Source organism: uncultured Roseovarius sp. (genome assembly GCF_913057115.1).
Classification (GTDB): domain Bacteria; phylum Pseudomonadota; class Alphaproteobacteria; order Rhodobacterales; family Rhodobacteraceae; genus Roseovarius.
Genome location: NZ_CAJXNN010000043.1, coordinates 1 through 26,266 on the forward strand (window position 1 = coordinate 1; position 26,266 = coordinate 26,266).

The 26,266-nt window shown below is 59.2% G+C and carries 22 protein-coding genes and 1 tRNA gene; 9 read left to right on the forward strand and 14 right to left on the reverse strand.

Annotation, left to right across the window (positions count from 1 at the left end; genetic code table 11):
* Positions 1-335: 335 nt before the first annotated feature.
* Both QZ498_RS14695 and QZ498_RS14700 read right to left on the reverse strand, forming a co-directional pair.
* Positions 336-1,808, reverse strand: a complete 1,473-nt coding sequence (locus tag QZ498_RS14695; RefSeq protein WP_294623553.1) for a hypothetical protein — start codon at positions 1,806-1,808, stop codon at positions 336-338.
* Positions 1,809-1,871: 63 nt separating this feature from the next.
* Positions 1,872-1,945: transfer RNA gene (locus QZ498_RS14700), tRNA-Cys, on the reverse strand.
* 337 nt (positions 1,946-2,282) lie between these two features.
* On the opposite strand from QZ498_RS14700, the gene QZ498_RS14705 reads away from it, so the two are divergent.
* The 3 genes from QZ498_RS14705 to QZ498_RS14715 all read left to right on the forward strand — a co-directional run bounded on the left by QZ498_RS14705 (position 2,283) and on the right by QZ498_RS14715 (position 5,573).
* A complete protein-coding gene (locus tag QZ498_RS14705) occupies positions 2,283-2,936 on the forward strand; it encodes a protein-L-isoaspartate O-methyltransferase (RefSeq protein ID WP_294623555.1) in 654 nt (217 codons plus the stop codon).
* 70 nt (positions 2,937-3,006) lie between these two features.
* The gene (locus QZ498_RS14710) at positions 3,007-4,377 is read left to right on the forward strand and encodes a TolC family outer membrane protein (RefSeq protein ID WP_294623557.1); all 1,371 of its coding nucleotides are present in this window, start codon (positions 3,007-3,009) and stop codon (positions 4,375-4,377) included.
* Between the two features lie 122 nt (positions 4,378-4,499).
* Positions 4,500-5,573, forward strand: a complete 1,074-nt coding sequence (locus QZ498_RS14715) for a hypothetical protein (RefSeq protein WP_294623559.1) — start codon at positions 4,500-4,502, stop codon at positions 5,571-5,573.
* Here the strand turns inward: QZ498_RS14715 and QZ498_RS14720 are convergent.
* Both QZ498_RS14720 and QZ498_RS14725 read right to left on the reverse strand, forming a co-directional pair.
* Entirely contained in the window at positions 5,558-7,024 is a 1,467-nt protein-coding gene (locus QZ498_RS14720) for a cobyric acid synthase (RefSeq protein ID WP_294623561.1), read from the reverse strand. The two genes, QZ498_RS14715 and QZ498_RS14720, sit on opposite strands and share 16 nt — an antisense overlap.
* A gap of 114 nt (positions 7,025-7,138) precedes the next feature.
* Positions 7,139-7,459 (reverse strand): DUF6280 family protein, encoded by a 321-nt coding sequence (locus QZ498_RS14725; RefSeq protein ID WP_154149072.1) that lies wholly within the window; start codon positions 7,457-7,459, stop codon positions 7,139-7,141.
* 218 nt (positions 7,460-7,677) lie between these two features.
* Here QZ498_RS14725 and efp point away from each other — a divergent pair, with 218 nt between their 5' ends.
* On the forward strand, positions 7,678-8,241 hold the full coding sequence (gene efp, locus QZ498_RS14730; protein WP_294623564.1) for an elongation factor P: 564 nt from the start codon (positions 7,678-7,680) through the stop codon (positions 8,239-8,241).
* A gap of 12 nt (positions 8,242-8,253) precedes the next feature.
* On the opposite strand, the gene QZ498_RS14735 is transcribed toward efp, so the two are convergent.
* The gene (locus QZ498_RS14735) at positions 8,254-9,339 is read right to left on the reverse strand and encodes a Hint domain-containing protein (protein ID WP_294623566.1); all 1,086 of its coding nucleotides are present in this window, start codon (positions 9,337-9,339) and stop codon (positions 8,254-8,256) included.
* Positions 9,340-9,454: 115 nt separating this feature from the next.
* Entirely contained in the window at positions 9,455-10,183 is a 729-nt protein-coding gene (locus tag QZ498_RS14740) for a folate-binding protein (RefSeq protein ID WP_294623568.1), read from the reverse strand.
* 65 nt (positions 10,184-10,248) lie between these two features.
* Here QZ498_RS14740 and QZ498_RS14745 point away from each other — a divergent pair, with 65 nt between their 5' ends.
* A complete protein-coding gene (locus QZ498_RS14745; protein ID WP_294623570.1) occupies positions 10,249-10,920 on the forward strand; it encodes a TIGR04283 family arsenosugar biosynthesis glycosyltransferase in 672 nt (223 codons plus the stop codon).
* A gap of 3 nt (positions 10,921-10,923) precedes the next feature.
* Here QZ498_RS14745 and QZ498_RS14750 read toward each other — a convergent pair whose 3' ends face one another.
* On the reverse strand, positions 10,924-11,607 hold the full coding sequence (locus QZ498_RS14750) for a tyrosine-protein phosphatase (protein WP_294623572.1): 684 nt from the start codon (positions 11,605-11,607) through the stop codon (positions 10,924-10,926).
* A 146-nt stretch (positions 11,608-11,753) separates the two neighbouring features.
* Between QZ498_RS14750 and QZ498_RS14755 the strand changes: the two genes are divergently transcribed.
* On the forward strand, positions 11,754-13,010 hold the full coding sequence (locus QZ498_RS14755; protein ID WP_294623574.1) for an aminotransferase class V-fold PLP-dependent enzyme: 1,257 nt from the start codon (positions 11,754-11,756) through the stop codon (positions 13,008-13,010).
* 386 nt (positions 13,011-13,396) lie between these two features.
* Here the strand turns inward: QZ498_RS14755 and QZ498_RS14760 are convergent, their stop codons facing one another.
* Both QZ498_RS14760 and QZ498_RS14765 read right to left on the reverse strand, forming a co-directional pair.
* Positions 13,397-14,503 (reverse strand): pyridoxal phosphate-dependent aminotransferase, encoded by a 1,107-nt coding sequence (locus QZ498_RS14760; protein WP_294623576.1) that lies wholly within the window; start codon positions 14,501-14,503, stop codon positions 13,397-13,399.
* Between the two features lie 268 nt (positions 14,504-14,771).
* Entirely contained in the window at positions 14,772-17,855 is a 3,084-nt protein-coding gene (locus QZ498_RS14765) for a valine--tRNA ligase (protein ID WP_294623594.1), read from the reverse strand.
* Positions 17,856-18,112: 257 nt separating this feature from the next.
* Between QZ498_RS14765 and QZ498_RS14770 the strand changes: the two genes are divergently transcribed.
* The 3 genes from QZ498_RS14770 to QZ498_RS14780 all read left to right on the forward strand — a co-directional run bounded on the left by QZ498_RS14770 (position 18,113) and on the right by QZ498_RS14780 (position 22,319).
* Positions 18,113-18,898 (forward strand): inositol monophosphatase family protein, encoded by a 786-nt coding sequence (locus tag QZ498_RS14770; protein WP_294623578.1) that lies wholly within the window; start codon positions 18,113-18,115, stop codon positions 18,896-18,898.
* A gap of 148 nt (positions 18,899-19,046) precedes the next feature.
* Positions 19,047-21,545 (forward strand): FAD-dependent oxidoreductase, encoded by a 2,499-nt coding sequence (locus QZ498_RS14775; RefSeq protein WP_294623580.1) that lies wholly within the window; start codon positions 19,047-19,049, stop codon positions 21,543-21,545.
* A 114-nt stretch (positions 21,546-21,659) separates the two neighbouring features.
* The gene (locus QZ498_RS14780; protein WP_294623582.1) at positions 21,660-22,319 is read left to right on the forward strand and encodes a hypothetical protein; all 660 of its coding nucleotides are present in this window, start codon (positions 21,660-21,662) and stop codon (positions 22,317-22,319) included.
* Here the strand turns inward: QZ498_RS14780 and QZ498_RS14785 are convergent.
* From QZ498_RS14785 to QZ498_RS14805, 5 genes are all read right to left on the reverse strand, one after another.
* The gene (locus tag QZ498_RS14785; protein WP_294623584.1) at positions 22,299-23,045 is read right to left on the reverse strand and encodes a GH25 family lysozyme; all 747 of its coding nucleotides are present in this window, start codon (positions 23,043-23,045) and stop codon (positions 22,299-22,301) included. The two genes, QZ498_RS14780 and QZ498_RS14785, sit on opposite strands and share 21 nt — an antisense overlap.
* Before the next feature lie 127 nt (positions 23,046-23,172).
* The gene (locus QZ498_RS14790; RefSeq protein ID WP_294623586.1) at positions 23,173-23,787 is read right to left on the reverse strand and encodes a DUF937 domain-containing protein; all 615 of its coding nucleotides are present in this window, start codon (positions 23,785-23,787) and stop codon (positions 23,173-23,175) included.
* A gap of 99 nt (positions 23,788-23,886) precedes the next feature.
* On the reverse strand, positions 23,887-24,228 hold the full coding sequence (locus QZ498_RS14795; protein WP_294623588.1) for a carboxymuconolactone decarboxylase family protein: 342 nt from the start codon (positions 24,226-24,228) through the stop codon (positions 23,887-23,889).
* A 68-nt stretch (positions 24,229-24,296) separates the two neighbouring features.
* On the reverse strand, positions 24,297-24,956 hold the full coding sequence (locus QZ498_RS14800; RefSeq protein WP_294623590.1) for a DUF938 domain-containing protein: 660 nt from the start codon (positions 24,954-24,956) through the stop codon (positions 24,297-24,299).
* 3 nt (positions 24,957-24,959) lie between these two features.
* Positions 24,960-25,892: an aldo/keto reductase gene (locus QZ498_RS14805; protein WP_294623592.1), complete on the reverse strand. Its 933-nt coding sequence runs from the start codon at positions 25,890-25,892 to the stop codon at positions 24,960-24,962.
* Positions 25,893-26,266: the final 374 nt, after the last annotated feature.

The window sequence follows — 26,266 nt, forward strand, 5'->3', positions numbered from 1 at the left end:
GTGCTGTGTGGGTTGCTGGGATGCCTTTTCTGCTCTGGTACTACGATGGGAAAAGCCACAGGGCTGATGGTTGGGTGGCAATCTACATTCCCATCATTGACAGTCAGTACAAACGCGCCAATTACCTCTTGTAGTTCATGACGTGAACTGTTCCTTCGGACTTGGCCCTCAGCAATAGCTGGGGGTCTTTTTCTTTAGATAGCTAAGTAAGCGCATAAGAGTAATCGACGGTGCTTATCAGTGACGTTATCGTTTAGTTTGTAGCACTGCATGCTATGCCTAGATTACTATCCCCACTATAGCCCTCTGTCGTACGCTCGATGGAGGGTTTTTTTCTAGTTCAACCAAGGGTGATCGATGCGATTGACTATCGAATACTTTACCAACACGTCTGGGTCTTTCCGATATGTGCGCTGTCTCTCACTCTCAGATTTGTTTCCTTCCATGCCGTGACCAGTGATCCAATCCATATGTTCAGACGATGGGGCAGGGTTGGTTAAGTTCAGCATAAGCCCTGTAAGGTTGTGGCGTAGTGAGTGGACAACCTTTCTGTCGTCTTCTGGACCATAGCGGATGGGGTGGAAGTAGTTTGCGTTAAGATGCTTACTCACCTTGTTGGAGGCTTTCCCATCGGCATCTGTCTGCCACTGAGGAAATATCCGGCCAGTTCCCTTTTTTGGGAGTTTAAGGCAATCGGGCAGGGCTACAGTACGGGCAGAAAACTTATCGTTCTTGACCACTGCACCAACTGACAAATCAAAGTATCTGATACCATTCCTGTCAGTCTTCAGCTGTTCCCACGTCAAGAGTGCAGCTTCATCTTCTCGCATTCCTGTCGTGAGCAATATCGACAACAACAACCTATCAGATGAAGGCATATCTTGAGCAAATAGGTCGTGTAGCTGGTCTTCCTCTAAGGCTTCCCAAGAGCGTTTCTCAGAGCCATAGCCGCGCAGTGAAAGACCTTTAATCGGGTTTACCGACAGGAAGTGCTGATTTGGTGTGGTGGTTGTGTTGATGGCCTTGGCTACAGCATGGTCAAGCAGGAGTGAGAGGTTGTTCGTGTAGGTGTGGATTGTGCGATTAGCCTTAGCTTGTTCATCCAGCTTCTCTGCTAACTGGTGGCCGTGTGTAAGCATTATCCGGTCTAGGGGCAGGTTCCCAATGATGGTAGCGCAGGCTCTGATTCGGTTCTCTGCTGATTTTTTGGTTTTTTCCCTTACGCCGGACCACTTCTTGTCCCTCATGTATACCGGCAACCACTCAAGTATCCTTGGGCAAGAGGTTCTGTTCGTAAGATCAACAGGCGTGGCATCGGGTTCCGAAGAAGGGTCGGGAAGGCATCTGCTGTCGATTCGCTTGCCTTGGGCGCGTTTGGCGTAGTCTTCCACCTCAAAGGACACGAAATTTAAAGCAGCGTTGTGGCGTTCTTCAGTGTGGGTTGATGGGTTGTCCAAGATGAACTGTGCAGCATTTTCCATTTTACGCCATGCAAAACGGTCTTGTGGGTCAGCACTTTCGTAGCCCATAACAGCGGCAAAGTCTTCTGCCCACTGCTTACCCTGACTGTCGGATAAACCTGCTATCTGTTTGTCAAAGTCAGCCCATATCTCAGCTTCGATTTGGTGCCACCTACGCCCCGCTTCGCGTCTGTCAGTTGTTTTGGTGGATACGCGGCGTTGGATATTCTTGCCCGTCTGTAGTTCTACAGGCTTGGTTGCAACGACAAACCACTTGCTCCCTTTGCTTGGGATTTGCACCAGTGTAGTGGGTAGATAGTTCGATTTAGTGCCCATGGTATTGCCCAAGTTAGTGCCCTAGAGTTGTTCTAACCCTAGATATCCTTGAAAAATATGACAATAAGGGGAATTTGGAGGCGAGTACCGGAATCGAACCGGTGTACACGGATTTGCAATCCGCTGCGTCACCACTCCGCCAACTCGCCGAAGTGAAGTTCCGTCTAAGGGCTTAAATGGGGGGCGTCAAGGCATTATCGGCTGGGAGTTTCCCGTAATCCCTGGAGCGCCGGTTGTCGACTTTTTGAGCGACCTTCGGTGATTGTTTCGCCGCTGACCGGAGACCGTAACCGAAGCCAGTCAGGGCCGTTTTCGCAATTGTCTGCCGTCAATGCTCATCTGCCAGACAACGCCATGCTTTCTGAAGGAAGGAGATACGCGTGGATGGTTGGCGGGGCCCGTTCCGAAACGGTGCTATCGGCATTGTTCCCGGTGGGCGATTGTGCCACTATAAAGCCATAGGATACTGACAGACGAGTTTAGCCAATGACAAACTATGCCGCCCGTCGCACGATGATGGTGGATACTCAAGTCCGCCCCTCCGATGTGACCAAATTCCCGATCATTGACGCGATGCTTTCGGTGCCGCGCGAAGCCTTCGTGCCGCGCGAACTACGCGAGGCGGCCTATATTGGTGAAAACGTTGATCTGGGCGGCGGGCGCGTGGTTCTTGAGCCGCGTACGCTGGCCAAGATGCTGGATGCGCTGGATATTCATGGCGATGAACTGGTGCTGGATATCGGATCTGCGCTGGGCTATTCTGCGGCAGTGATCGCGCGGATGGCTGAGGCCGTGGTGGCCGTGGAAGAAGACAGCGCGATGCAAGGCGAGGCGCAGGGTCTTCTGGTCGAACATGGTGCCGACAACGTGATCCTGCACGAAGGCCCGTTGGCCGATGGCGCAGCAGAACATGGCCCTTATGACGTGATCTTGTTGCAGGGGGCCGTCGAGCATTTGCCCGAGGGCCTGATCGGACAGTTGAAAGAAGGTGGGCGTATCGCCTGCTTGTTCATGGAGGGTGCCTTGGGCGCTGTGCGCGTCGGGTACAAGATTGATGGCCATATCACATGGCGGTTCGCATTCAACGCGGGCGCGCCGGTACTACCGGGGTTCGAAAGGCACGCAGCGTTCACCCTATAACAGCTTTTTGCAGGAATACGGAGACAGTCCATTGCGCAAGTCAAAGGCTCGAATTTTCAGAACGGCGGTCATGGCAATTGGACTTGCGATGGTCATTCCAGTGGTGGCCAAGGCCGAGAATTTGGCTGACACCCTTGCGGATGCTTACAACAATAGTGGCCTGATCGACCAGAACCGGGCGCTTTTGCGCGCTGCGGACGAGGATGTGGCCTCGATCGTTTCCGAGCTGCGCCCGATTATCAATTGGACGGCAGATGCCACGCGCAACTTCGGCAAGAACCGCACCAACGGTGTCTCAACTCCGGTGTCGTCAACGAGCCTGAATCTGGGCGTATCGCTTGATCTTCTTTTGTACGATTTCGGGCGGACGCCTCTGCGTATCGAAGCGGCCAAGGAAACCGTTTTGGCCACGCGAGAAGGCCTGCGCAGTGTGGAGCAGCAGGTTCTTTTCCGGGCGGTTCAAGCCTATATGAACCTGCGCCGGAACAGCCAGTTTGTTTCCTTGCGGGAGAACAATCTGCGCTTGCTTCGGCAGGAACTTCGCGCGGCGCGTGATCGTTTTGAAGTGGGTGAGGTGACCCGCACAGACGTTGCGCAAGCCGAAGCCGCCTTGGCCTTGGCGCGTAGTGGGTTGGCCACGGCCCGTGGCAACCTTGCGCAGGCTGTAGAGGAATTCCGGGCCGCCGTCGGGCGCGACCCGGGCCAGTTGCGTGCGCCTCAACGACTTCCTGCCCTTCAAGGCGGTGTTGAATCAGCCAAGAACGTGACCCTGCGCAACCACCCGGATGCTTTGCAGGTCCGCCACGAGGTGTCTTCTGCGGAACTGACGGTGAAGGCGGCTGCGGCGGCTATGAAGCCGACCATCGGTTTGACGGCGGGGCTGAGTGTCGGTGAATCCCTCAAAGACAGTGACAATTCACGCTCGGGCTCATTCGGGGTGCAGATGAGCGGGCCGATCTATCAAGGTGGACGGCTGAGTTCGGCCAAGCGCCGGTCGATGGCCGTGCGCGACCAAGTAAGAGCGCGGCTGCTGACAACCAATTTGCGGCTGGTTCAGGATGTCGGCAATGCCTATGCAACGCTTGAGGCCGCGCGGGCCAGTCGGGCGGCGAACCAGGAGGCGGTGCGCGCCGCGCGGGTCGCATTCCGCGGCGTGCGGGAAGAAGCCAAACTGGGGGCTCGGACGACCTTGGATGTGCTTGATGCCGAGCAGAACCTTCTTGATGCGCGCACAAACCTTATCTCTGCGGAAGTCGATGTTTATATCGCGGCCTACGCAGTGCTGGGGGCCATCGGTCAGTTGACGGCGAAGGATTTGAACCTGAACGTGCGCACCTATGATCCGGCAGCCTATTACAACATGGTCAAAGACGCACCTGCCCAGATGAGTTCGCAGGGTCAGAAACTGGACCGCGTGTTGAAGGCTCTGGGCAAACAATAAAGGTCAATTGGACGCCTTTTGTCTTAACCTTCCTTAAGTTTAGCTCGAAACTCCTTGGCTAACTTATTGTGCGAATGCGTGCTCAAGGGTAAACTGGGGCGAGGCAAGAGTGGTGTTCAAATATGTCCGATCCCGTGACCAATGCGGAAATCGAGGATGTTCTATCCTCAATCCGGCGACTCGTTTCGACCGATGAGCGGGAGAAATCCGCTGCGCCGAAAGCGGTGCCGGATGAACAGGATAAGCTTGTTCTAACGCCGTCTCAGCGGGTTGATGACGCGCCTGAGGACGATGATGCCGAAGACGTCGGTGCGACCGGGCCCGCCCCGGGGGAGGCGGTCTTCCTTGCGCAATACGCGGTGGAGCCGGACGCCGAATCAGAGGCATCGGAGCATGATGCTGAGATGAAGGAAGACGCGGCAAAGCATGCAGAGTCGGATAGTTCCGGCGACCAGGACGAGGCCCCGGAGCCCGAGTTCAGTCACCATGAAGAAAACCATTTCTTCAAGGCCTCGCACTGTGGCGCTGAGAATGGCAATGCGCCGGAAGCTGATAGCGAGCCCGAAAGCTCGGAGTCCCCGGTCCAGGATGCAGTGGCGGATGTCACTGAGGAGGACGATCGCGACACGGCCAATGGTACCGATCAGGCTACTTTTGAAGCGGAGGAGGCCGAAGAGGCAATTGCGCTTAAAGACGACGGCCCTGACTTGCAAGCGCGTATTGCCAGCGTCGAAGCGGCGCTTGCCGGACGCGACGACGAGTGGGAACCCGATGGCGATGATGACGATCCCTATTCTGGTGATCAGATGACCACGCTGGAGTGGGAGGATCATGCGTCGGATGAGAGTGAGGAAGGCGAAACCGGGCAAGACGCGAAACCGGCCGCTTTCGAGGCAGCCTCCGACGAGGGCTTCGAGCCGGAGACGGAAGGTCTTGCCGATGATTTCGCACCTTCGGCGACCGAACGGGATGACCATCTTGAACGCCCTGAAGACACGGCACCGGGGTCAGAGGACGCTACGGATGATTGGCAGCTTGAAAGTGATGTTCTGGATGAAGACGCGCTGCGCGACATGGTGAGCGAGATCGTGCGTCAGGAATTGCAGGGAGCTTTGGGCGAGCGGATCACGCGGAACGTCCGCAAATTGGTCCGCCGCGAGATTCACCGTGCCTTGGCCAGTCAGGATTTCGAGTAGCAGCGCGGCGTTTCGGCCAAATTCAAAAGCAAATCCAGATCGAGATGTGTTTCGATATGAGTCGCGAGCGTGTTGAGCGCGGCCTCGACGCTATCGGAGAAGGCCAAATCCGATTTGGCCCCCAGATCAGCCAGAATTGCGGCGCGGAAGGCATCCGAGGAAAACAGTCCATGGAGATAGCAGCCGCGCACACGGCCGGTGGTCGACGCGGCGCCTTCGGGGCGGTCCCCCACGCTTAGCCAAGCGCGGCTACAATCCGGGCCTGTGGTTTCGCCAAGGTGAATCTCGTATCCGGTCACGGCATCCCCGGTGGGCAGGTAGGTGGCTTCGGTCAATGAAAGGTGCTTTTCCGGTTTCATTACCGTGATCACGTCAAGGTGCCCGAGGCCGGGAACAGAACCGGGGTTGCCCTCGAGCCCGTCGGGGTCGGCAATCTCGCGGCCCAGCATCTGATAGCCGCCGCAAATGCCCATCACTTGCCCGCCGCGGCGGATATGGGCGTGCAGGTCGACATCCCAGCCTTGCGCGCGGAAATGCGCCAAATCGGCAATGGTGGACTTGCTGCCGGGGATCAGAACCAGATCGGCGTCACCGGGCAGGGGATGGCCAGCTTCGATGATTTCAACGCTGACGTTCGGTTCACTGGAGAGCGGATCGAGGTCGTCGAAATTGGCGATCCGGTTGAGGCGCGGCACAGCGACCTTGAAGGCACCGCCGGGGGTTGAGGCGATATCCATCACATCTTCGGCCGGGAGGCGCCATGCTTCGTCGAACCAAGGGAGCACGCCAAGCGAGGGCCAGCCGGTGCGCCCGATGATCTCGGCCAGCCCATCGTCGAAAAGACTGACGTCGCCACGGAACTTGTTGATCGCAAAGCCCTTGATATGGGCGGCATCCTCGGGCGGAAGGATGGCTTGGGTGCCGACGACCTGCGCGATGACGCCGCCACGGTCGATGTCCCCCACAAGGATCACCGGTACACCTGCCGCCTCGGCAAAGCCCATGTTGGCGATGTCACCTGTGCGCAGGTTGACTTCCGCAGGGCTTCCGGCGCCTTCGATGATCACCAGATCGGTGCCTTCGCAAAGCCTCGTAAAACTTTCCAGCACGGCCTCAAGGAGGCGCGGTTTGGCCTTGGCATAATCGCGCGCGCGTAGCGTTGCGGTGCGTTGTCCCTGTACGATGACCTGTGCGCCGATATCGGTTTCGGGCTTGAGCAAGACGGGGTTCATATCGGTATGCGGCGCACGGTGGGCGGCCAATGCCTGAAGCGCCTGCGCGCGACCTATTTCGCCGCCATCTTCTGTTACAGCAGCATTGTTCGACATGTTTTGTGGTTTGAAGGGCGCAATACGCATGCCGCGATTGGCAAAGGCCCGGGCGAGGCCTGCCACGACCATGGATTTACCCACGTTCGAACCTGCCCCCTGAATCATGATGGCCTTGGTCATGCTGCCCTCTGAATTGCGCAGGCTGGTGATACAAAGCAACTGGGGAACTGGAAAGCCCCAAAGAAAAAGCCCCGCCGATATGGCAGGGCTTTTTCTGGGCAGCTTGATTTAGTGTCAGGCCGCTTCGGCCTGTGCCGCGGCATTGCGGCGTTCGCTTTCTTCACGCGACAGCGCGACAGAGGTACGAACACCTTTGCCGACGAATTCCATTAGTCCTTCGACAACGCGCTCGTTGGGGTCGATCCCGGCGCAGGAAAGCACCTCGCGACCATCGCGGGAGCGCGCCCAGCGGGCGATCTGTTCCGGACCATTGCCATACTTCTTGTCGTCGGAAATGGCGTCGTCCAAAGCGGCCAGAACAACGGCCGCAAAAAGTTTACGAGCACGATTGCCCTGTTCGGCATTGAAGGCTGTGCCGTCAACGAAATCTTTCATGTTTCGTCCTTGATTTTATTGCTCTTGTGTTTCGGGCGTGGCGATGGTTATGGCGGAGTTTTAGCGATTCGGATAGAGCATATTTGCATAGCTTCTATGCAATTTGCTCATATCTTTCTGCACGTGCAGCACGAGATATCGTTTTCTTGCCCCGACATTGCTAACAAGATATAGGGGCGCTTAGACTTCTATCAACCTTCTGACATGGTTTTGCCACAATGCCGAAAATCAACGGAAACGAAATTCGTCCGGGAAATGTTCTGGAACACAACGGCGGCCTTTGGAGCGCTGTAAAGGTCGACCACGTCAAGCCCGGTAAGGGCGGTGCCTTTGCGCAGGTCGAAATGCGTAACCTGCGCAATGGGTCGAAATTGAACGAGCGGTTTCGCAGTGCCGACAAGGTGGAGCGCGTGCGTCTTGAGCAAAAGGACCAGCAGTTTCTTTATGAGACCGACGGGATGCTGGTTTTCATGGATAATGAGACTTTTGAGCAAATTGAACTGCCTGCCGAGATCCTTGGTGAGCGCCGCCCCTTCTTGCAGGATGGCATGACGGTTCAGATCGAGTACTACGAGAATGAGGCATTGAACGCGACGCTGCCTCAGAAGGTCACCTGCAAGGTTGTCGAGACCGAACCGGTGGTAAAGGGGCAAACCGCGGCCAACAGTTTCAAGCCTGCTGTTCTGGACAATGGCATGAAGGTCATGGTGCCACCCTTCGTCGGGCAGGATGAAGACATCATCGTCAACACCGAAACCATGGATTACGCCGAACGCGCTTGAGCGACTTGTGATTTAAGCCGCATTGGCGGTTGGACGCATGACCCGCGCTTCCCATCCGCGTAGCACGGGACGCGCGGGAAGCGGGGCCGCACCCGCGATGGCCAATTCGGGAAAAAGTTCAAGCACCTCGTCCGCTGCTGAGCGCGGCACACTGGCCAGCGCGGCCTGACCGGGAAGGAATGTCTCGGTCTCCAACCCGTCGGCAAGGACGATCTGGTGGGTGCCACACATGATGTGCAAGTAGCGGACCCCGGTAGGACAGGACGCGCGCTGTACATTGACGCCATCGACGAAGTGCACCGAGGCGGCCAGCACCTCGGCCTCGCCACGAAAAAGTTCTGCACGCCAGTCGCTTAGAAGTATGCGGTGCTGGGGCGATAGCAGCAGGTCACGGCAAGGGCGCCCCGGTCCGAAGGCGTGCGCCTTGATCCGAACGGGCCAGAATTCCGGCCGGCGTTGCAGGTCTTGGCCCGATAGCGCCACTTCGCCGACCCAACACAGCGGTTGAGCCCCCGCGTCGCGGGTTTCCACGAGGTCTCCGGCTTTCAAATCTTCGACCCAGCGATAGCCCTGCGGTGTCAGGATGCGCGTTCCGGGAGTGAAACAGGGCGGCGAGGCAAGATCGCTCGCGTCGATTGATGGTTGTCCGGAACTGCCTGGCCCCTCGTAGGCGGCAATGACTTCAAGGTCTCTGCCTACCGGTGGAAACCCGCCGGCAGGACCGACGAAGGCTAGCCCTTCAACCGTGCCGTATTGTGGGTTGGAGTTGTCGATATTGTAGCCCAGAACATCCCAGGTTTCGCCGGTGTCGGGGTCGCGCAGGGTGAGGCGATACTCGGCCTCGACCTGTGTACTGTTGCCGTAGGTCGTTCCGTCGATTGTCTGGGCGCCGTCGAGGCGCTGATTGTTGTCGTTGTCGTCGAAATCACTGTCTTGGCCGCCGTCACGAATGGCCGTTTCCAGCCAGTCGTTGGTATCAAGGCGGATCGTCTCACCCACAAGATGTGAACCATCGCCCTGCGTGATCCCGCTCAGCGACTGACCTCCGCTCACGGTGATATTGGATGCCTCGAGCATCCATACGCTGTACCGCGCCATGTGATCTACCTGCTCTGCCTCTCCTCGGCCTGTGCCATCTTGCCGTGGCTAACCGAAGATTAACAAAGGATATCGCAAACCGCGTGATTTGCGAAGGGGCTTTTCCTTATTGGGGTTAGATTGGATCGACGCGGGCCTCGCCGGCAATCATACCGGGTTTGGCGCGGTCAAAGCGGAGGTAGGCGATTCCGCGCCCACCAGACTGCGTGAAGAGCGTGCCCGCGGGTTTGCCATCGAGGGTAATCGCCGTGCCAATTGGGGCGCTGCCGTTTACGGAAACCGTTGCAAAACCCTTTCGCAGCTCGGTTTTGTGCTTCATGCGTGCGGTGACCTCTTGGCCGACGTAGCACCCCTTTTTGAAATCAACGCCATTGAGCCGTTCGAAACCGGCCTCTAGGATGAACGTGTCGGGGCTGAGTTCCACGCCGGTTTCGGGGATGCAATGGGCCACGCGAATGGCATCCCAATCGGTGCCGTCATCGCCGTCTTCGTCACCGTATTTACGCCAGCCCATATCCGGGTGGCGCGGATCGGGCAGGGCCCCCTCAGGCGCGGCACCAGTGCCGCGCTGAACCTTCAGATCACCTTCGCTGATCTGAACATCGGCGCGCAGTTTGTACATATTGAGGCGCTGCAACAGCCCCGGGGCCAGCATTTCATCGACGTCAAGCAGGATGCTGTCCCCATGACGTAGAAGAAAAAAATCGGCTAGATATTTGCCTTGAGGGGTCAGAATGGCGGCATAAACCAATCCATCCTCAAGATGCTTGAGGTCGTTCGTGACCAGCCCCTGAAGAAAGTCTTCGGCCTCAGAGCCGGATATTTCGAGGATCTTGCGCGTCATTGCCCCTCCAATCGCCTGTTTCCCTGTAATATAGGTCTTGGCGTGGCTGGCAACAGGGGGCGGTGATGCGCGCGAAATTGTCGATTGTGATCCCGACATTGAATGCTGCGGACGCCTTGCCGCTATGCCTGAGTGCGCTTGGCGAGGGGCTTGATGCCGGACTGATCCGCGAGGTTGTTTTTACTGACGGAGGGTCGGAGGATAACACCCTTGAGATCGCCGAGATGGCGGGGGCGGTTGTGGTCAAAGGCCCGCCGTCGCGCGGCGGTCAGTTGCGGCGCGGGGTCGAGGCCACGCAGGGCGAGTGGCTCTTGGTGCTACATGCAGACAGCGTTTTGCCCTTGGGCTGGCCTGCGGTTGTGACGGCTCAGATGCAGGATGGCCGGCCCGCTGCTTTCCGCCTGAAATTCGATACATCTGGTCTTGCGCCGCCTGTGGTCGCCGGGTGGGCCAACCTCCGGTCCCGGGTGTTTCACCTGCCTTACGGAGATCAGGGCATGCTGATGTCTCGGCGGGACTATGATGCCGTCGGGGGGTATCCCGATGTGCCGCTGATGGAGGATGTGGCCCTGTCGCGCCGTTTGGGGCGGCGATTGCGTGTACTGCCGCAAGCGATGACGACAAGTGCAGAAAGATACATGCGCGAGGGGTGGTTGCGGCGCGGGGCGCGGAATCTCTCGCTCCTAGTTCGCTACCTTTTGGGCGCGGACCCGGGGCGTTTGGCCAAGCGGTACTGACCTTCAGACCAGCGGTTTGTGCTTTGCCTCATAATCGGCTTGCATTTGCAGGTGATCGTACTCGGTTTTGATCCAGTCTTCGAAACCTATGCCGGTTTCCTTCTGGCGTGCGTCATAGCGATCAAGAATGAAATCCAGAACGCCGGTTTTGGTCCAGCGGAAGTGGATATATTTGGCGCTGAGCATCTTGCGCGCTTCGGAGACCGGGCGGCCCTCGATAACCAGAAGATATATGGCCGAGGCAAAGCCCGCGCGGTCGGCCCCGGATTTGCAGTGCATGACAAAGGGTTTTTCGATGCTGCGGAAGGCCTCGATCACTTGCAGAATGTTTTCCCGGGGCGCGGCGTTGCGTGCCATGAGCGAGACATTGACCAGTGTCAGGCCAAGCTCTCGGCAGCTTTCTTCCTCGACCAGATAGTGCGCTGCCCCGGCCGCCCCGCGCAGGTTGAGAACCGATTTGATCCCCATCCCCTTGAGCTTGACGAAGCGTTCATGCGTTGGTTGGTTCGAGCGATAGACCCCCGGTGCAACCGGGAAAAAGTTGGTCCAGAATCTGCGTAGGATCGCGTGATCGAACCACAGGTTATAGATATGCGCGCGGCGCCGGTTTTCCGGTGTTGAAAGATCCGTGTTGTAGGAGGCGCGCAAGTCGCGTTCCCAATTGGATATCCGTTTGAAAATGGGCATGTGGTGGCTTGCGCTCCGTCCTTGTGGCCCGCGGATCGGGCGAGCCCCGTTTAGGCGGCGGGCGCGCACAAGGCAAGACAGTCATCGTTGATTGACGGCGTGAAGAAGGCGCGTAGTGTGAAACCCTGCATGTTTGGAGAGATCCCATGAGCCATACCACCGGTCGCCCCTACCTTGCCATCCCGGGCCCTTCGGTCATGCCCGAAGCGGTATTGCGCGCCATGCACCGCAGCGCTCCCAATATCTATGAAGGCGAGCTTGTCGAGATGATGCCGGGCCTAACGTCGGACTTGTGCCGTGTGGCGCAGACCGAGGGGCATGTGGCGATCTACATTTGCAATGGCCACGGCGCGTGGGAAGCGGCCCTCGCGAATGTCGTGGCGCCCGGGGAGCGAGTATTGGTGCCGGCTACGGGGCGGTTCGGCCATGGCTGGGGAGAGATTGCCAGCGGCCTTGGCGCTGAAGTGGATGTGCTGGATTTCGGTAAGCGGTCCCCGGTGGATCTGGATCGCTTTGAAGTGGCTTTGCGCGCTGATAAATCGCATGAAATCAAGGCAGTGCTGGCCACGCATGTGGATACCTCGACCTCCATTCGCAACGATATTGAGGCGATGCGCCGTATCATCGATAGAGTGGGGCATCCGGCCCTTTTGATGGTGGATTGTATCGCTTCGCTGGCTTGTGACAGGTTCCAGATGGACGATTGGGGCGTCGATGTGATGGTTGCGGCCAGCCAGAAGGGATTGATGGTGCCGCCGGGGCTTGGATTCGTGTTTTTCAACGAGAAGGCGGCCGAGGCGCGCCGTGGCATGGCGCGTGTCAGCCGGTACTGGGACTGGACGCACCGGGCCGAGCCAGAGATGTTTTACCAATATTTCGGTGGCACAGCCCCCACGCATCATCTTTATGGCCTGCGCGCGGCCTTGGACATGATCCATGGCGAAGGGCTCGAAGCGATCTGGGAGCGGCACGCGCGTTTGGCGCGGGCGATCTGGGCCGCTTGCGATATCTGGAGTGAAGAGGGACCCTTGGCACTAAATGTTGCGGATGTGGCGCATCGTAGCCATGCCGTGACATCGCTTCGGATCGGGGCGCCCTTCGGCACGGAGCTGCGCGCATGGCTGGAACGCGAGGCGGAGGTCACCTTGGGCATCGGCCTTGGCATGGCCGAACCCGGTGACCCGGAATGGCATGGGTTTTTTCGCATGGGACATATGGGGCATGTAAACGCGCATATGGTGTTGGGTATGCTGGCGTCGGTCAATGCGGGGTTGATGGCTTTGGGTGTGCCGCATGGCGCGGGTGCCCTTGATGCAGCGGCTAAAGTCTTGGCGGAAAGGGAAAATTCAGCGCCGGTTGGCCAGCCAGACAATGAGTCTGTCGAGGCTAAAACCTGCTGCTAACACCGCTGCGAAGCCAAAGGCGGCCCATAAGACCATAAGAACCCACAATAAATTCACAAAACCCATGACAAGTGCGGCGTTGGTGTAATCCGGGGCAGAGGGCATGTTTCCGCGTCGCATGAGGGTAGATTAGCGCGCAATTTGCGAAAATCAGGTAAATTCTCAGAGAGAACCGAAATGCGCGGAAAGTTACGTACAACTTGTACGTTTTGTACGCGAGTTTTGTACGAAAATTGATGGCGGCCGCGTGGGTAACGTACAAAACGCACATATCTACCCGGTTCGCGTCCGGTTTTTACCCTGCCTTAACCTCTGGAGCGCACTCTGTCTGCCATGACATGTTTGCGACTCATAGCGGGGCTTGTCGGGTGGCTGCGATATTTGGTTCAGCCGCGCGCCTCGGCCAAGGCCTCTGGTAGCGCTTCGGCCAGAATGTCGAGGTCTTGCGCGCGGCCACAGCTGATACGGATGCAGCGGTTCTGCGGCGCGACAAAAGGCATGCGGACGAATACGCCGCGAGCGACCAACCCATCAAGCACGGCCTTGGCGAATGTCCCGTCACCGCCGCAATCGACGGCCATGAAGTTCGTGGCCGAGGGCAGGGTGGTCAGACCATTGTCGCGCGCGATCTGGTCGATCCGCTTGCGGGCGGTGGCGACTTCGGCCTGCACATGGGCCAGCCAGGCTTTGTCTTGCAGGGCGGCCAAGGCCCCGGCCTGCGCCAGTCGGTTCATGCCGAAATGGTTGCGAATCTTGTCAAAACTTTTGATCAGACCCGCAGCACCGATGGCATATCCGATCCGCGCGCCCGCCATGCCATAGGCCTTGGAAAAGGTGCGCATCCGGATCACGCGGGGGTCCTCGGGGTCAATATCGGGCGCGGTGCCTTTGGGGGCAAATTCGATGTAGGCCTCATCCAAGAGCAGCAGGCATCCCTCGGGCAAACTCTCCAGAACGTTCATAAGGGTATCGCCCCTGTGCCAAGTCGCCATCGGGTTATCGGGATTGGCCAGATAGACCAGTTTGGCTCCGACCGCCCGCGCCTTGGCAAAGAGGCTGGCCGGGTCTTCGTGATCGCCGAGGTAAGGAACCTTGTGAAGTGCTCCGCCGAAGCCCGCAACATGGTAGTTGAAGGTGGGATAGGCCCCGTCCGAGGTAACGACCGCATCGCCGGGGGCAATCAGCAGCCGTTCGAGATTGCCCAAAAGCCCGTCAATCCCTTCGCCCACAAGGATATTTTCCGGCGCGCACCCCATGTGATCGGCCAAGGCATGGCGCAAATCGTAGCTATCGGGTTCGCCGTATTTCCAGATGCCGCCTACGGCTTCGCGCATCGCTTCAACGGCCTTGGGCGAGGGGCCGAACAGGCTTTCGTTGGCCCCAAGCCTTGCGCGGAAAGGCGCGCCACGGGCGCGTTCCTGTTCCTCAGGCCCGACAAAGGGCACGGTGGAAGGCAGCGATTGGATGAGGTCGGTGTAGCGTGGTCCGGTCATGGGTAGCAGGTAAGGGCAAAGCGGGCTGGGATGCAAGAAAGACTGAGGTGCTTGATGGCCAGAGAAAGTTTTATGAACATGAATGCACACCCCACGCAAGGTTACGCCCGGTTGGAGCCGAGTGCATTGGACAGTATGTCCTTTGGATCGGGCGCACCTGACAAATTGGACAGGTGCACCAAGCGCGCGGGGGGGCGGGCGAATTCTTGCAAAGAATTCGGACTGTTTTCTTTGAAAGAAAACAGCCCCTTAGCCAGCGTCGCGGCCTTTATCCCAGTTCGGCCAAGCGATCCAAGGCGGCGCGCAGCTTGCCCTCTTCTTCCTCGCGGGTGCGCAGGTTTTCGCGGGCTTCGTCCACGACTTCCTCGGGCGCGCTCTCGACGAATTTGGGGTTGTTGAGCCGCCCGCGCAGACCACCCAGCTCTTTTTCCAGCTTGCCAAGGGTCTTTTCCAGGCGCGCCTTTTCCTCGCCCACGTCGATCACATCGGCCAGCGGCAAGGCAAAGCTGCCGCCATCGACGGCCACAGTGATACAGCCCTTGGGGAGTTCATCCACATCGGTCAGGCTGTCGATCCGGGCGAGGCGCTTGATCATCACCTCGTTACGCTCCCATGCGGCGCGGCCTTTGTCGTCCAATTCGGTGCAGAGCACGGGGATATAAAGACCCACCGGCACATGCACCTGCGCCCGGGCCGAGCGGACCTGTTCGATCAGGTCGATCACCCAGTTCATCTCGCGGTCGGCCTCGGGGTCGATCAGGTCCTCGCCGTATTGGGGCCAATCGGCGTGAATCAGCATTTGATCGCGCTTACCCAAGGTGCCCCAAAGCTCTTCGGTGATATAGGGCATGATGGGATGAAGCAGAACGAGGCATTGGTCGATGACCCAGGCCATGGTGGCTTGGGTCTCGGCCTTGGTGGCATCGTCGCCATCCATCAGTAGCGGCTTGGAGAATTCCACATACCAGTCGCAAACCTTGCCCCAGACGAAGGCATAAAGCGCATTGGCGGCATCGTTGAAGCGGAATTGCTCAAGCGCATGGTCCACCTCGGCGCGGACGCGGGCGGTTTCGCCGATGATCCATTTGTTGACGGTGGCCGTGGCCTGCGGGATTTGCCCGTCGGAGCCTGTGGCGTCGTTCATCTCGGCGAAGCGTGCGGCGTTCCAGAGCTTGGTGCCGAAATTCCGATATCCCGCAATGCGTTGCGTCGAGAGCTTCAGGTCGCGGCCCATGGCGGCCATGGCCGTGAGCGTGAAGCGAACGGCGTCGGCGCCGTAGTCGTCGATCAGTTCCAGCGGGTCGAGGACATTGCCCAGCGATTTGGACATCTTCTTGCCCTTCTCGTCGCGGACAAGAGCGTGGACATAGACGTGGCTGAAGGGTTTTTGGCCGACCACGGCGTATTGCATCATCATCATCCGGGCGACCCAGAAGAAGATGATATCAAAGCCGGTGATCAGGACGGAGGTGGGGAAGTATTTATCCAGTTCCTCGGTGTTTTCCGGCCAACCCAGGGTGCCGATCGGCCAGAGGCCCGACGAGAACCAGGTGTCAAGCACGTCCGGGTCACGCCAGACGGGGTAGACCAGATGGGTGGGGTCTTGGCTGGCGGTATACTCGGCAAGGCTGGCGGCGAGTTTGTGCAGCGCGTCTTCGCGGCTCTCGGCCTCGACCACGGTCATGGCCTGAAGGGGCACGGGAAGTTGCGCGAGCTTTGCGTGATAAGCCTCGGAAATTGCGTCAAAATCTGCGGCGCATTCCATGAGCGGGCTGTTGTGGCCTTCGATCAGCAGGTTTTGCATCTCCACCAGGTCAAGGGTGCCATCACCTTCGTCATCGTGGAAGCTTGGGTTGCTAAGGTCAAAACCATACCAAACCGGGATCTGGTGGCCCCACCAAAGCTGCCGCGAGATGCACCAAGGCTCGATATTTTCCAGCCAGTGGAAATAAACCTTGCGGTCGCTTTCCGGCATAATGGTGACCTCGCCGGATTTCACCGCCTCAAGGGCGGGCCCGACGATTTTGGAGGTGTCCACGAACCACTGATCGGTCAGCATTGGTTCGATCACGACCTTGGAGCGATCGCCAAAAGGCTGCATGATTGGCTTGTTATCCACAAGCGGCACCGTTTCGCCTTGATCATTTTCAACCATGACAGCGAGGCCTTCGCTAGTGATCTGGTCGACCACGCGCTTGCGGGCCTCAAACCGGTCCAAGCCGCGCAGATCGTCGGGCACGAGGTTGAGGGTGTCGACTTCCTCCACGGTAAAGTCGGCTCCGTTGGCGATTTCCTGGGCGCGGGTGGCGGCCTGATCGTAAGCTGCGCCGTCGGCCCGCATATGGCCCTTGGTGTCCATCAGGCGATACATCGGAATGCCGCCGCGCTTGGCGACCTCATAGTCGTTGAAGTCATGCGCGCCGGTGATTTTCACCGCGCCCGAGCCGAAGGTGGGGTCGGGATATTCATCGGTGATGATCGGGATCAGGCGACGGTGCTCCTTCGGACCAACCGGAATTTCACAGAGTTTTCCAACAATTGGCGCGTAACGCTCATCTGATGGGTGAACCGCCACCGCGCCATCGCCCAGCATGGTTTCCGGGCGCGTGGTGGCGATGGAAATGTAATCGCGTTCTTCTTCCAGCACGACGTTCCCGTCTTCGTCTTTCTCGACATAGGTGTAGGTTTCGCCACCAGCCAGCGGGTATTTGAAATGCCACATATGGCCCGGCTTTTCGATGTTCTCGACTTCTAGATCGGAAATCGCGGTTTCGAAATGTGGGTCCCAGTTCACAAGGCGCTTGCCGCGATAGATCAGGCCCTTGTTGTACATGTCGACAAAGACCTTGATCACGGCATCGTGGAAATTGCCCTCTTCGCCTTCCGGTGCGCCGTCGGCACCGGACATGGTGAAAGCGTTGCGCGACCAATCACAAGAGGCCCCAAGGCGCTTCAATTGGTTGATGATCGTACCGCCCGATTCCTGCTTCCATTCCCAGACCTTTTCGAGGAATGCCTCACGTCCTAACTCGCGCCGCCCCGGCTGGCCTTCCTCGGCCAGCTTGCGCTCCACCACCATCTGCGTGGCGATCCCGGCGTGGTCTTGGCCCGGTTGCCAGAGCGTGTCATGCCCACGCATCCGGTGCCAGCGGGTCAGGATGTCCTGCAACGTGTTGTTGAAGGCATGGCCCATGTGCAGGCTGCCCGTCACATTGGGTGGCGGGATCATGATCGAGAACGCCTCAGCCCCCGGCTTGGCATTGGCCCCGGCCTTGAAGGCCCCGGCCTCTTCCCATGCCTTGTAAAGGCGCTCTTCGGCCTCGGCGGCGTTGAATGTCTTGTCCATGCCCATGGCGCGGTCCCCGTGATCTGATCGGTCTTTGTGGTCCATCTACCCAATGCGCAGGCCAAGGGAAAGGGGCCAGGTCTCCTTCCCTTCTTCTGTTCAAAAATATCCCGGGGGAGTCGCCCGAAGGGCGGCGGGGGCAGCGCCCCCTTTTCCAAACAAACCTGTGCGGCGCAGCCGCGCCGCGTGATCAGGTCGCGAGGGCCTTGCAGCGCGGACGGGGCGGGCGTATACGCGCGGTTTGAATCAAAGGAGCCGATCCAATGGTGGGCAGTGCCAATCTCAACATCATGATGAAAGCCGCGCGCAAGGCGGGGCGGTCCTTGGTCAAGGATTTCCGCGAGGTGGAAAACCTGCAAGTCAGCATGAAGGGCGCGGGCGATTTCGTAAGCCGGGCCGATCTGGCCGCCGAGGCGATCTTGAAGGAAGAATTGCGCGGCGCGCGCCCGACCTATGGCTGGCTGGCCGAAGAGGGCGGCGAGGAGCCGGGTGAAGACCCGACGCGCCGCTGGATTGTCGACCCCTTGGATGGCACCACCAATTTCCTGCATGGTTTGCCGCATTGGGCGGTGTCCATCGCGCTTGAGCATAAGGGCAAGATCGTGGCCGGGGTCATTTATGATGCCGCCAAGGACGAGTTGTTCTTTGCTGAAAAGGGCGAGGGCGCCTTTATGAACGAAAGCCGGTTGCGGGTGTCGGGGCGCCACAAGATGATCGAGTCGATCTTTGCTACTGGTGTACCGTTCGGCGGCCGCAGCGATTTGCCGGTGACCTTGCAGGATCTGGCGCGGATCATGCCGGAATGCGCCGGGGTGCGGCGTTGGGGGTCGGCCGCCTTGGACATGGCCTATGTCGCGGCGGGCCGCTACGACGGCTTCTGGGAGCGACGCCTCAATGCTTGGGACATGGCCGCAGGCATCATCATCATCCGCGAGGCGGGCGGGTTGATCGAGCCGATGGGCGAAGGCGGCGATATCCTTGAGGATGGCGAGGTGATCTGTTCGAACGAGGCGATTTTCGACAAGTTTGCCAAGGTGATCCGGGGCTGAAGCCCATGTAAGCCCTCACAGGCCCGATCTATAGAAAGCCGACGCCCCCGCGCGTCGGTTTTATGCTTTCTTGTGTCGGCTGAACCCTTCGCCGTGTGACAGGCGTGATAGATATCTTCTAACACACGGACCCAAGGAGTCGCCGGTCATGAAAACCCAAGTCAAAGCCCTCATTGTCGGTGGTGGCGCCATCGGCACCTCGATTGCCTACCACCTCGCCAAGTTCGGTTGGGAAGACGTGGTGTTGCTGGAACGTGATGAACTGACCAGCGGCTCGACATGGCACGCGGCGGGCCTTCTGCCGCTGTTCAACATGTCCTACGCCGTGAGCCATATTCACGACTATTCTGTGAAGTTCTACAAGACGCTTGAGGAAGAAACCGGCCTCAACGCGGGCTTTAGCGTGGTGGGTAACCTGCGCATGGCGCAATGCGAAGAGCGGATGGATGAATATCGCCTCTATGCCGCCACCGCCGATACCGTGGGCGTGCCTTACGAGTGGATGACCCCGGCGCAGATCAAGGACCGGTGGCCGCTGGTCAACTGCGAGGATCTGGTCGGTGCGATCTATCACCCCACCGATGGCTATATTAACCCCGCCGACGTGACCATGGCGATGGCCAAGGGCGCGCGTCAGCGTGGCGTTACGATCGAGCGGAAATGGCAGGCGGATGCCTATCACTGGAACGGTGAGGCCTGGGAAGTGACCCTGACCAAGATGGTCGAAAAGGGCGGTAACCTTGTGCCCTCCGAAGAGCAGATGGTCGTCACCGCCGAGCATGTGGTCACCGCCACCGGCAACCACGCGCAGCGCACCGCGAAGCTGTTGGGGATCAAGACCCCGGCCATCCCGGTCGAGCACCAGTTTATCGTGACCGAACCCGACCCCGAATTGGTTGAATACCGTAAAACCCACGGCGAGCATCCGGTTCTGCGCGATGCCGACGCCAAGTGGTATGTCCGCGAGGAGCGTGGCGGCTGGATCCTTGGCCCCTATGAGCGCAACGCGCCCGCGCGTTTTGAATACGGTGTGCCCGATAGCTTCCGTGCCGACCTCTTCCCGCTGGATCTGGAGCGGATCGAAGAGGAATACATGAGTATGATTCACCGTATTCCGTCGTCGGAGACCGTGGGTCTGAAGGACGACTACAACGGTCCGATCTGCTATACCCCCGATGGTAACCCGCTGGTTGGTCCGGCACCGGGCCTGCGCAACATGTGGCTGGCTGAAGGGTTCAGCTTTGGCATCACCGCTGCGGGTGGCACCGGCTATTACATGGCGCAGATGATGGTGGAGGGCGAAGCCGAGATCGACATGGCCTCGCTTGACCCGAAACGCTTTGGTAGCTGGATGACGACCGAGTGGTCGGCGCGCAAGGATGAAGAGGCCTATGAGCACGTCTATATCCTGCACCACCCCGACGAAGAGCGCGAGGCTTGCCGCCCGCTGCGGACCGCACCTTGCTATGACCGGATGAAGGCGCGCGGCGCGCAGTTTGGCTGTGTCAACGGGTTTGAGCGCCCGAACTACTTCGGGCCGCTGGATGCGCCTGAGACTTTTGACCACGACGCGCGGTCCTTCCGCCGTGGCGGTTGGTGGCAATATGCCGTGGAAGAGGCCAAGGCCATCCGCGAAGGCGTGGGCGTGATCGACGCCTCGGCCTTTACCAAGCATGTCGTCAAAGGCCCCGGTGCCACCCAATTTCTGGATTGGTTCACCTGCAACAAGCTGCCGAAGGTTGGGCGCATCAACCTGACCTATGCGCTGACCCCTGCCGGAACCACGCGCACCGAGTATACCATCGTGCGTCTGGCCGAGGATGAGTATTACCTTGTCTCCTCCGGCGCGCTGACCGATTACGACGGTGATTACCTGCGCAAATGTGCCGAGGATAAAGCGCCCGAGTTCGGCTATATCTCGGTTGAGAATGTGACCACGCAGTGGGGCGTTTTCGCCATCGCCGGGCCGAAGTCGCGCGATGTCTTGAAAGAGGTGGTCAAGGACGTTGACCCCGAAACCGTGCTTGGCAACAAGCGCTTCCCGTGGCTGAGCTGCCGTGACATCGAGTTGGGCATGTGCCCGGTGCGCGCGATCCGCGTGGCCTATACCGGTGAGTTGGGCTGGGAGCTTCACCACCCGATCGAAATGCAGAACTATCTGTTCGACCTGCTGGAAAAAGCCGGTGAGACGCATGGGATGAAATGGGTCGGTGCGCGGGCGCAAAACTGGCTGCGTCAGGAGAAGTCTTATCGCGCCTTCGGCAACGAGTTGGGCCGCGATGCGACGCCGCTTGAGGCCGATCTGCCGCGCTTCGTGGATCAATCCAAGGAGTTTCAGGGCAAGGATGCCATGAACGCGCTTGGCGTGCGGTTCAAATGTGTGACCGTTCTGATCGACGGGCCGGAGGATGCCGACCCTTGGGGGTCCGAGGCGCTGTTCGATGGCGACACCAAGGTGGGCCGCCTGACCTCGGGCGGTTATTCGGTGCACTTCGGCAAATCCATCGGCATGGGCTATGTCAGCAATGACAAGGCCGAGGTGGGCCAGAAGCTGAAAGTGAAGATCATGGATCAGCTTTGGGACGCCGAGGTTGTCGAAGACAGCCCCTATGATCCGAAAAACGAGGTCATCCGCGTCGACGGGTAAGCCCGTCTGGATAGCGTTAGAGGAAGCGCCGGGTAATTCCCGGCGCTTTTTCGTTGTAAGAGGTGCATCTTTCGATATGATCTAAACTGTTTAGTTTGTTTATTGAGGCGCCTCATGTCTTTGCGAAAACTGCACCGTTGGAATGCCGGGTTACTGGGGGCCTTCCTTCTGTTTCACCTTGGAAACCATTTGGTCATTCTGGGCGGGATTGATGCCCATCTGGCGGTGATGGAGGGGCTGCGGGGAATTTACCGGATTCTGCCTTTGGAATTGGCGATCTTTGCCTTGTTTTTCATACAAATCCTCTTGGGCCTGATCATGGTCTGGCGAGGTGGGAAACCCCAAAGCGGGTGGGCTTGGGCGCAGGTTTTATCCGGAACTTATTTGGCTTTTTTCCTGCTACAGCATTTGGGCGCGATACTGGTGACGCGGGCCATGTATCCGGAGCTTTCGACCAACAGCTATTGGGCGGCTTCAGTTGTGAGCCGTGCGCCGGCGGTGTTTTACTTTGCGCCGTATTATTTCTTGGCGTGGCTGGCCTTGTTCACGCATATTGCCTGTGCGCTGCGCTTCAGGGCTTTTGATCGCCCCGCGCGGCCATGGCACTTTGCGTTGCCGGGATTGGGCGGGCTGCTGGGCCTGGCTGTCGTGGCGGGGCTTATGGCGTCTTTCGCCGACCTTCCACCTGCCTATGTAGATTACGTTGATGGCCTTTTTTTTGGGGGGGGCAGCGGGCGAATGAGTAGCGGCGGCTCACCGCATGTTTTGAGATAGCCATCGCCGCCAGTCGGCGCGGCTGCCGTTGAAGACGTTGATATCGACATGGCCGGTGATGCCGGGGATGAGGCCGGTGCCGGTGTATTGCCAGAAGCGCCACGGCTTGCCCGGATAGACCTGTGCCGGGGTCTTGGCGGTGGCGCGCAGCCAGAAATCATAGCCCCTAAGGCCAGTGATCCCTGTGTCGTGGTCAAACCCCGGCGTGGTGTAGATGATCGGGCGTTGGCCGTAGTGGTTTTCCAAGATGCGCAGGAAGATTTTGGCATCCTTGCGCACCTGCGCGCCATCGGGGCGGTGTTGGCAGGTGGGGGAGTGGTGGTTCCACTCCAAATCCAGAACCGGAGGCAGCATACCCGCCCGTTTTGGCACATTGCGGATGAACCAACGCGCCTGGACCCGGGCAGGGGTGCAAAAATAATAGAAGTGATAAGCCCCTACGGGGACGCCTGCGCGCAGGGCACCATTGAGGTGGGTTTTGAATTCCACATCCAGAAGATCGCCGCCCTCGGTGGCCTTGACGAAGGCAAACCGCACGCCTGCGCGCTTGGCCCGGCGCCAGTTGATGTGGTCCTGAAAACGGGCGGCGTCGATGCCGTGGATTGGGTAGCTTTGCGGTGCGGGGTGGGCGAAATCCACCGGGTCGCTGTCGCCAAAGGCGTTTTGCGCCGAGGCGGGGGCGGCAAGGACGAGGACCAGCAAGGCGAGGATCAGGATCAGTCGCATATGCGGCCCCAAGATTTGGTTGAGTGAACTTAGAATCGGACGCGCAAAGCGTGTTGTCAAGCTATGCTGTGAAACGACAAAGGGCCACGGCGATGCGCGGCCCTTTACCTTGATTTCAATAGGTTTTTCAGCGCATGAACTTGCCGAGGATGTCGTTCATGGCGTTGCCGTCGCCATCAGCGTCCAGCATTTGGTTGAGCATGCCAAGCGCATTCCCTTGGCCTTCGGCTTCACCGCCCTTGTTGCCGCCCAAGAGCCCGCCGATCATGCCCATTAGCCCGCCGGATTGTTGCGGTTGCGCGGCGGCCATCATGCCGTCGATCTGTTCATCCGGCATTTGCTTTTGCAGGCCGCCTTGGGCCATGGCCGCGACCGAGGGCATGAATTGTTTGAAGGTGTCTTGATCCAGCCCAACTTTTTCGGCCAGCGTGGCGGCAAGGCCTTCGGTGGCGGCACTGTCGCCCAGCAGGTTTTCAAGGAAATTCTGGCCTTGTGCCTGTGCCTCGGGGGCGGCGGCAGCGGCGGCATCGTCGAAAAACGCGGCCTTGTCTTCGCCTTTCATGGCACCGAGGACAGTGTCCAATTGACCTTCTTCGGCACGTTTCTTGGCGGCTTGCCCAATGGCGGGGGCCAGCATTTGCGTGAGTTCCTGTGCCTTGGATTCGTCCAAGCCAAATTGGCTGGCCAGTTGCGAAAGGCCTTGGCCGCCTTGGGCCTGTTCAAGCAATTTCATGATCGACATGTGGAATCCCCCTTAACTGTAACTGTCACCCAACAGCAAAGCGGGATTTCCGCCAAGGTTTAAGGGGAAATCCCGCGTTTGCGCCGCAACGATGCGCCTTTAGGCGGATTTGCTGAGTTCGTCGTAACACTCAAGGGCCTTTGCCGCGTACATCATCGAGGGGCCGCCGCCCATCTGGATACACATGCCCAAGACATCGCCCACCTCGTCACGACTGGCGCCGCAGCGGATCAGGGTTTCGATGTGGATGGCGATGCAGGCTTCGCATTTGGTGGCGACGGCGATGCCAAGGGCGACAAACTCCTTGGTTTTGAAGTCAAGCGTGCCGCCTTCTTTCACCGATTTGCCCAAAGCGCCGAAGGCCTGAGCGGTCTCGGGGATGCATTTATTGAGGCTGCGCAATTGGTTACGGGTGCCGCTGAGTTTGTCGCTCCAGCTCATGTTCTGACTCCTGAATGTGTTTTCAGGATGGTCCATAGCAGCCCGGCAAGGCCCGTCTTTGATGCAGATCAGCCGGGGCGCTTTGCGACCAATGCCAGGTTGTTGGCGGGCATTTCGACCACATCGACCAGCTCCAGCCAAGCCTCGTGCAGCCAGTCGATCACGTCGAAATCATCTTTGTAGCCAATTTCCGGGTCTTGGGCGGTCAGCGAGGCGTGGAAGCTGGCATCGCCCTCTGATGTCGCCTCGCCATCGCGCAGGAAGGGGCCGTAGAGAATGAGGCGACCACCCGGCGCGAGGGCCTGTGCGGCCTCCGAGACAAGGGTTTGCGCCTCTGGCGTGGAGATAAGGTGCAGCAGGTTGACCAGCAGGATCAGGTCTTGGCCTGCATGATTTGCGCCCCAGCCGGGGGCGGTTGCGTCAAGCTCGATAGCCGGTTGAAGGTTGGGCGCATCCACGGTTTTCGCCCAAGACTCAATGCTTTGGCGGCGTGTAGCGTCGATCTCGGTGGGTTGCCAGTGCAGACCGGGCAGGGCTGCGGCGAAATGTGCGGCGTGTTGGCCCGTGCCTGCGGCCAGTTCCAATGCGCGGCCTTCGGAGGGTCCGTGGTGTTTGAGAAGGGCAAGCAGGGGACCGGCGTTGCGCTCGGAGGAGGGGGCGTAAAGGCGGCCATCCTCGTCGGGGGTGGCGGTGGAGGCGCTGTCGGGCAGGTTCAGGCGGCGTGGCATGGCTCAGGCCTCCTCAATCCGGTCGGTGGCGGGCGGCGGCGTGGGGGTTAGGGCGGTGAGCCGCTCATAGAGCGCGTCATCCATGGGGAAATCCAGCGCCGCGAGAGAGGGGGTGAGCTGATCCACCGAACGGGCCGAGAGGATCGGCATGTGATTTGAAGCATGGCGCGCAGCCCATGCAACGGCCAAGGTGGCGGGAGCCACGGAAAGTTCATCTGCTATAGTTTTCAAGTGCTTAGCGGCCTCGTGCATCCAGTCCAAACCATAGCGCGCGGCGTAGCGGTCATCCTCGGTGAGGCGGCCGGGTTGGCCTTGGGCGTACTTGCCGGTGAGCAGGCCGCCGCCAAGGGGGGAGTAGGGGGCGACGTTGATGCCTTCGGAGGCGCACATCGGCAGGATCTCAACCTCGGCTTGGCGTTTGACGAGGCTGTACATCGGTTGGAGGATGCCGACGGGCAGATCGAAAGCGGCGCCGATGCAGGCGGCTTTCATCACCTGCCACGCGGCGAAGTTCGACAGGCCCAGATAGCGGATCTGGCCCGCGTCGCGCAGATGGGCGAAGGTGTCGAGGGTTTCGCGCAGGTCGGTCGCGGGATCGAAGCGGTGGAGATAGAGGATATCGACCATATCCATATCCAAACGCTGGCGGGAAATGTCGAATTGGGACAGTAGGTTAGCCCGCCCCGCGCCGCCCGTATATCCCGCCTTGGTGGCGATCACGAGCCGCTCACGATGGGCGGCGGCGAAGCGGCCAAGCAGGGTTTCGGAAGCACCGTCATTGTAGACATGGGCGGTGTCGAAATGGGTGATCCCGGCCTGCAAAGAGGCTTCGAACATGGCTTGGCTTTCGGCCTCATCGGCGCGGCCACCGAATTGCATGGTGCCGAAGGCAAAGCGGCTGATGGGGGTGCCGTTGGGCGAGGTGATCTGTATCATGGGGTGAAAAGTGGCACGGTTTCGATTGGTTGGAAAGAGGGGGCGGCGAATCGGGGGTAAGGGGTTGAGTTAACAGGGAAAACCCCTGTCTGTAACAGATCGGTAAAACGTCGGTATCGCGTCGGTATTTTTCGCGGTGCCCCGGCGAGTTAACAGGGCGCGCTGTGGGTTTTGTACGAAACGTACGGGCGTTTCGTACGGTTTGGGTTTTTCCGGAAAGAAATGTCGGGTGTCAGCCCGGAGCGGACGAGATGCGAGACAGTGAGGTACGTCAGAGCGGAACTTAACTGTGCGCCTGTTGAGTAACCGACATGCGGCACGGAGCGGACATTGCCATTGCGCGGAATCAAGGCGCGTAGCGCCGCCGCGCATCG

Bases quoted from the DNA above. Each gene is read 5' to 3' on its own strand.
- QZ498_RS14705 (WP_294623555.1), top strand. From the start codon at position 2,283: ATGACAAACTATGCCGCCCGTCGCACGATGATGGTGGATACTCAAGTC.
- QZ498_RS14710 (WP_294623557.1), top strand. From the start codon at position 3,007: ATGGCAATTGGACTTGCGATGGTCATTCCAGTGGTGGCCAAGGCCGAG.
- QZ498_RS14715 (WP_294623559.1), top strand. From the start codon at position 4,500: ATGTCCGATCCCGTGACCAATGCGGAAATCGAGGATGTTCTATCCTCA.
- QZ498_RS14720 (WP_294623561.1), bottom strand. From the start codon at position 7,024: ATGACCAAGGCCATCATGATTCAGGGGGCAGGTTCGAACGTGGGTAAA.
- QZ498_RS14725 (WP_154149072.1), bottom strand. From the start codon at position 7,459: ATGAAAGATTTCGTTGACGGCACAGCCTTCAATGCCGAACAGGGCAAT.
- efp (WP_294623564.1), top strand. From the start codon at position 7,678: ATGCCGAAAATCAACGGAAACGAAATTCGTCCGGGAAATGTTCTGGAA.
- QZ498_RS14735 (WP_294623566.1), bottom strand. From the start codon at position 9,339: ATGGCGCGGTACAGCGTATGGATGCTCGAGGCATCCAATATCACCGTG.
- QZ498_RS14740 (WP_294623568.1), bottom strand. From the start codon at position 10,183: ATGACGCGCAAGATCCTCGAAATATCCGGCTCTGAGGCCGAAGACTTT.
- QZ498_RS14745 (WP_294623570.1), top strand. From the start codon at position 10,249: ATGCGCGCGAAATTGTCGATTGTGATCCCGACATTGAATGCTGCGGAC.
- QZ498_RS14750 (WP_294623572.1), bottom strand. From the start codon at position 11,607: ATGCCCATTTTCAAACGGATATCCAATTGGGAACGCGACTTGCGCGCC.
- QZ498_RS14755 (WP_294623574.1), top strand. From the start codon at position 11,754: ATGAGCCATACCACCGGTCGCCCCTACCTTGCCATCCCGGGCCCTTCG.
- QZ498_RS14760 (WP_294623576.1), bottom strand. From the start codon at position 14,503: ATGACCGGACCACGCTACACCGACCTCATCCAATCGCTGCCTTCCACC.
- QZ498_RS14765 (WP_294623594.1), bottom strand. From the start codon at position 17,855: ATGGGCATGGACAAGACATTCAACGCCGCCGAGGCCGAAGAGCGCCTT.
- QZ498_RS14770 (WP_294623578.1), top strand. From the start codon at position 18,113: ATGGTGGGCAGTGCCAATCTCAACATCATGATGAAAGCCGCGCGCAAG.
- QZ498_RS14775 (WP_294623580.1), top strand. From the start codon at position 19,047: ATGAAAACCCAAGTCAAAGCCCTCATTGTCGGTGGTGGCGCCATCGGC.
- QZ498_RS14780 (WP_294623582.1), top strand. From the start codon at position 21,660: ATGTCTTTGCGAAAACTGCACCGTTGGAATGCCGGGTTACTGGGGGCC.
- QZ498_RS14785 (WP_294623584.1), bottom strand. From the start codon at position 23,045: ATGCGACTGATCCTGATCCTCGCCTTGCTGGTCCTCGTCCTTGCCGCC.
- QZ498_RS14790 (WP_294623586.1), bottom strand. From the start codon at position 23,787: ATGTCGATCATGAAATTGCTTGAACAGGCCCAAGGCGGCCAAGGCCTT.
- QZ498_RS14795 (WP_294623588.1), bottom strand. From the start codon at position 24,228: ATGAGCTGGAGCGACAAACTCAGCGGCACCCGTAACCAATTGCGCAGC.
- QZ498_RS14800 (WP_294623590.1), bottom strand. From the start codon at position 24,956: ATGCCACGCCGCCTGAACCTGCCCGACAGCGCCTCCACCGCCACCCCC.
- QZ498_RS14805 (WP_294623592.1), bottom strand. From the start codon at position 25,892: ATGATACAGATCACCTCGCCCAACGGCACCCCCATCAGCCGCTTTGCC.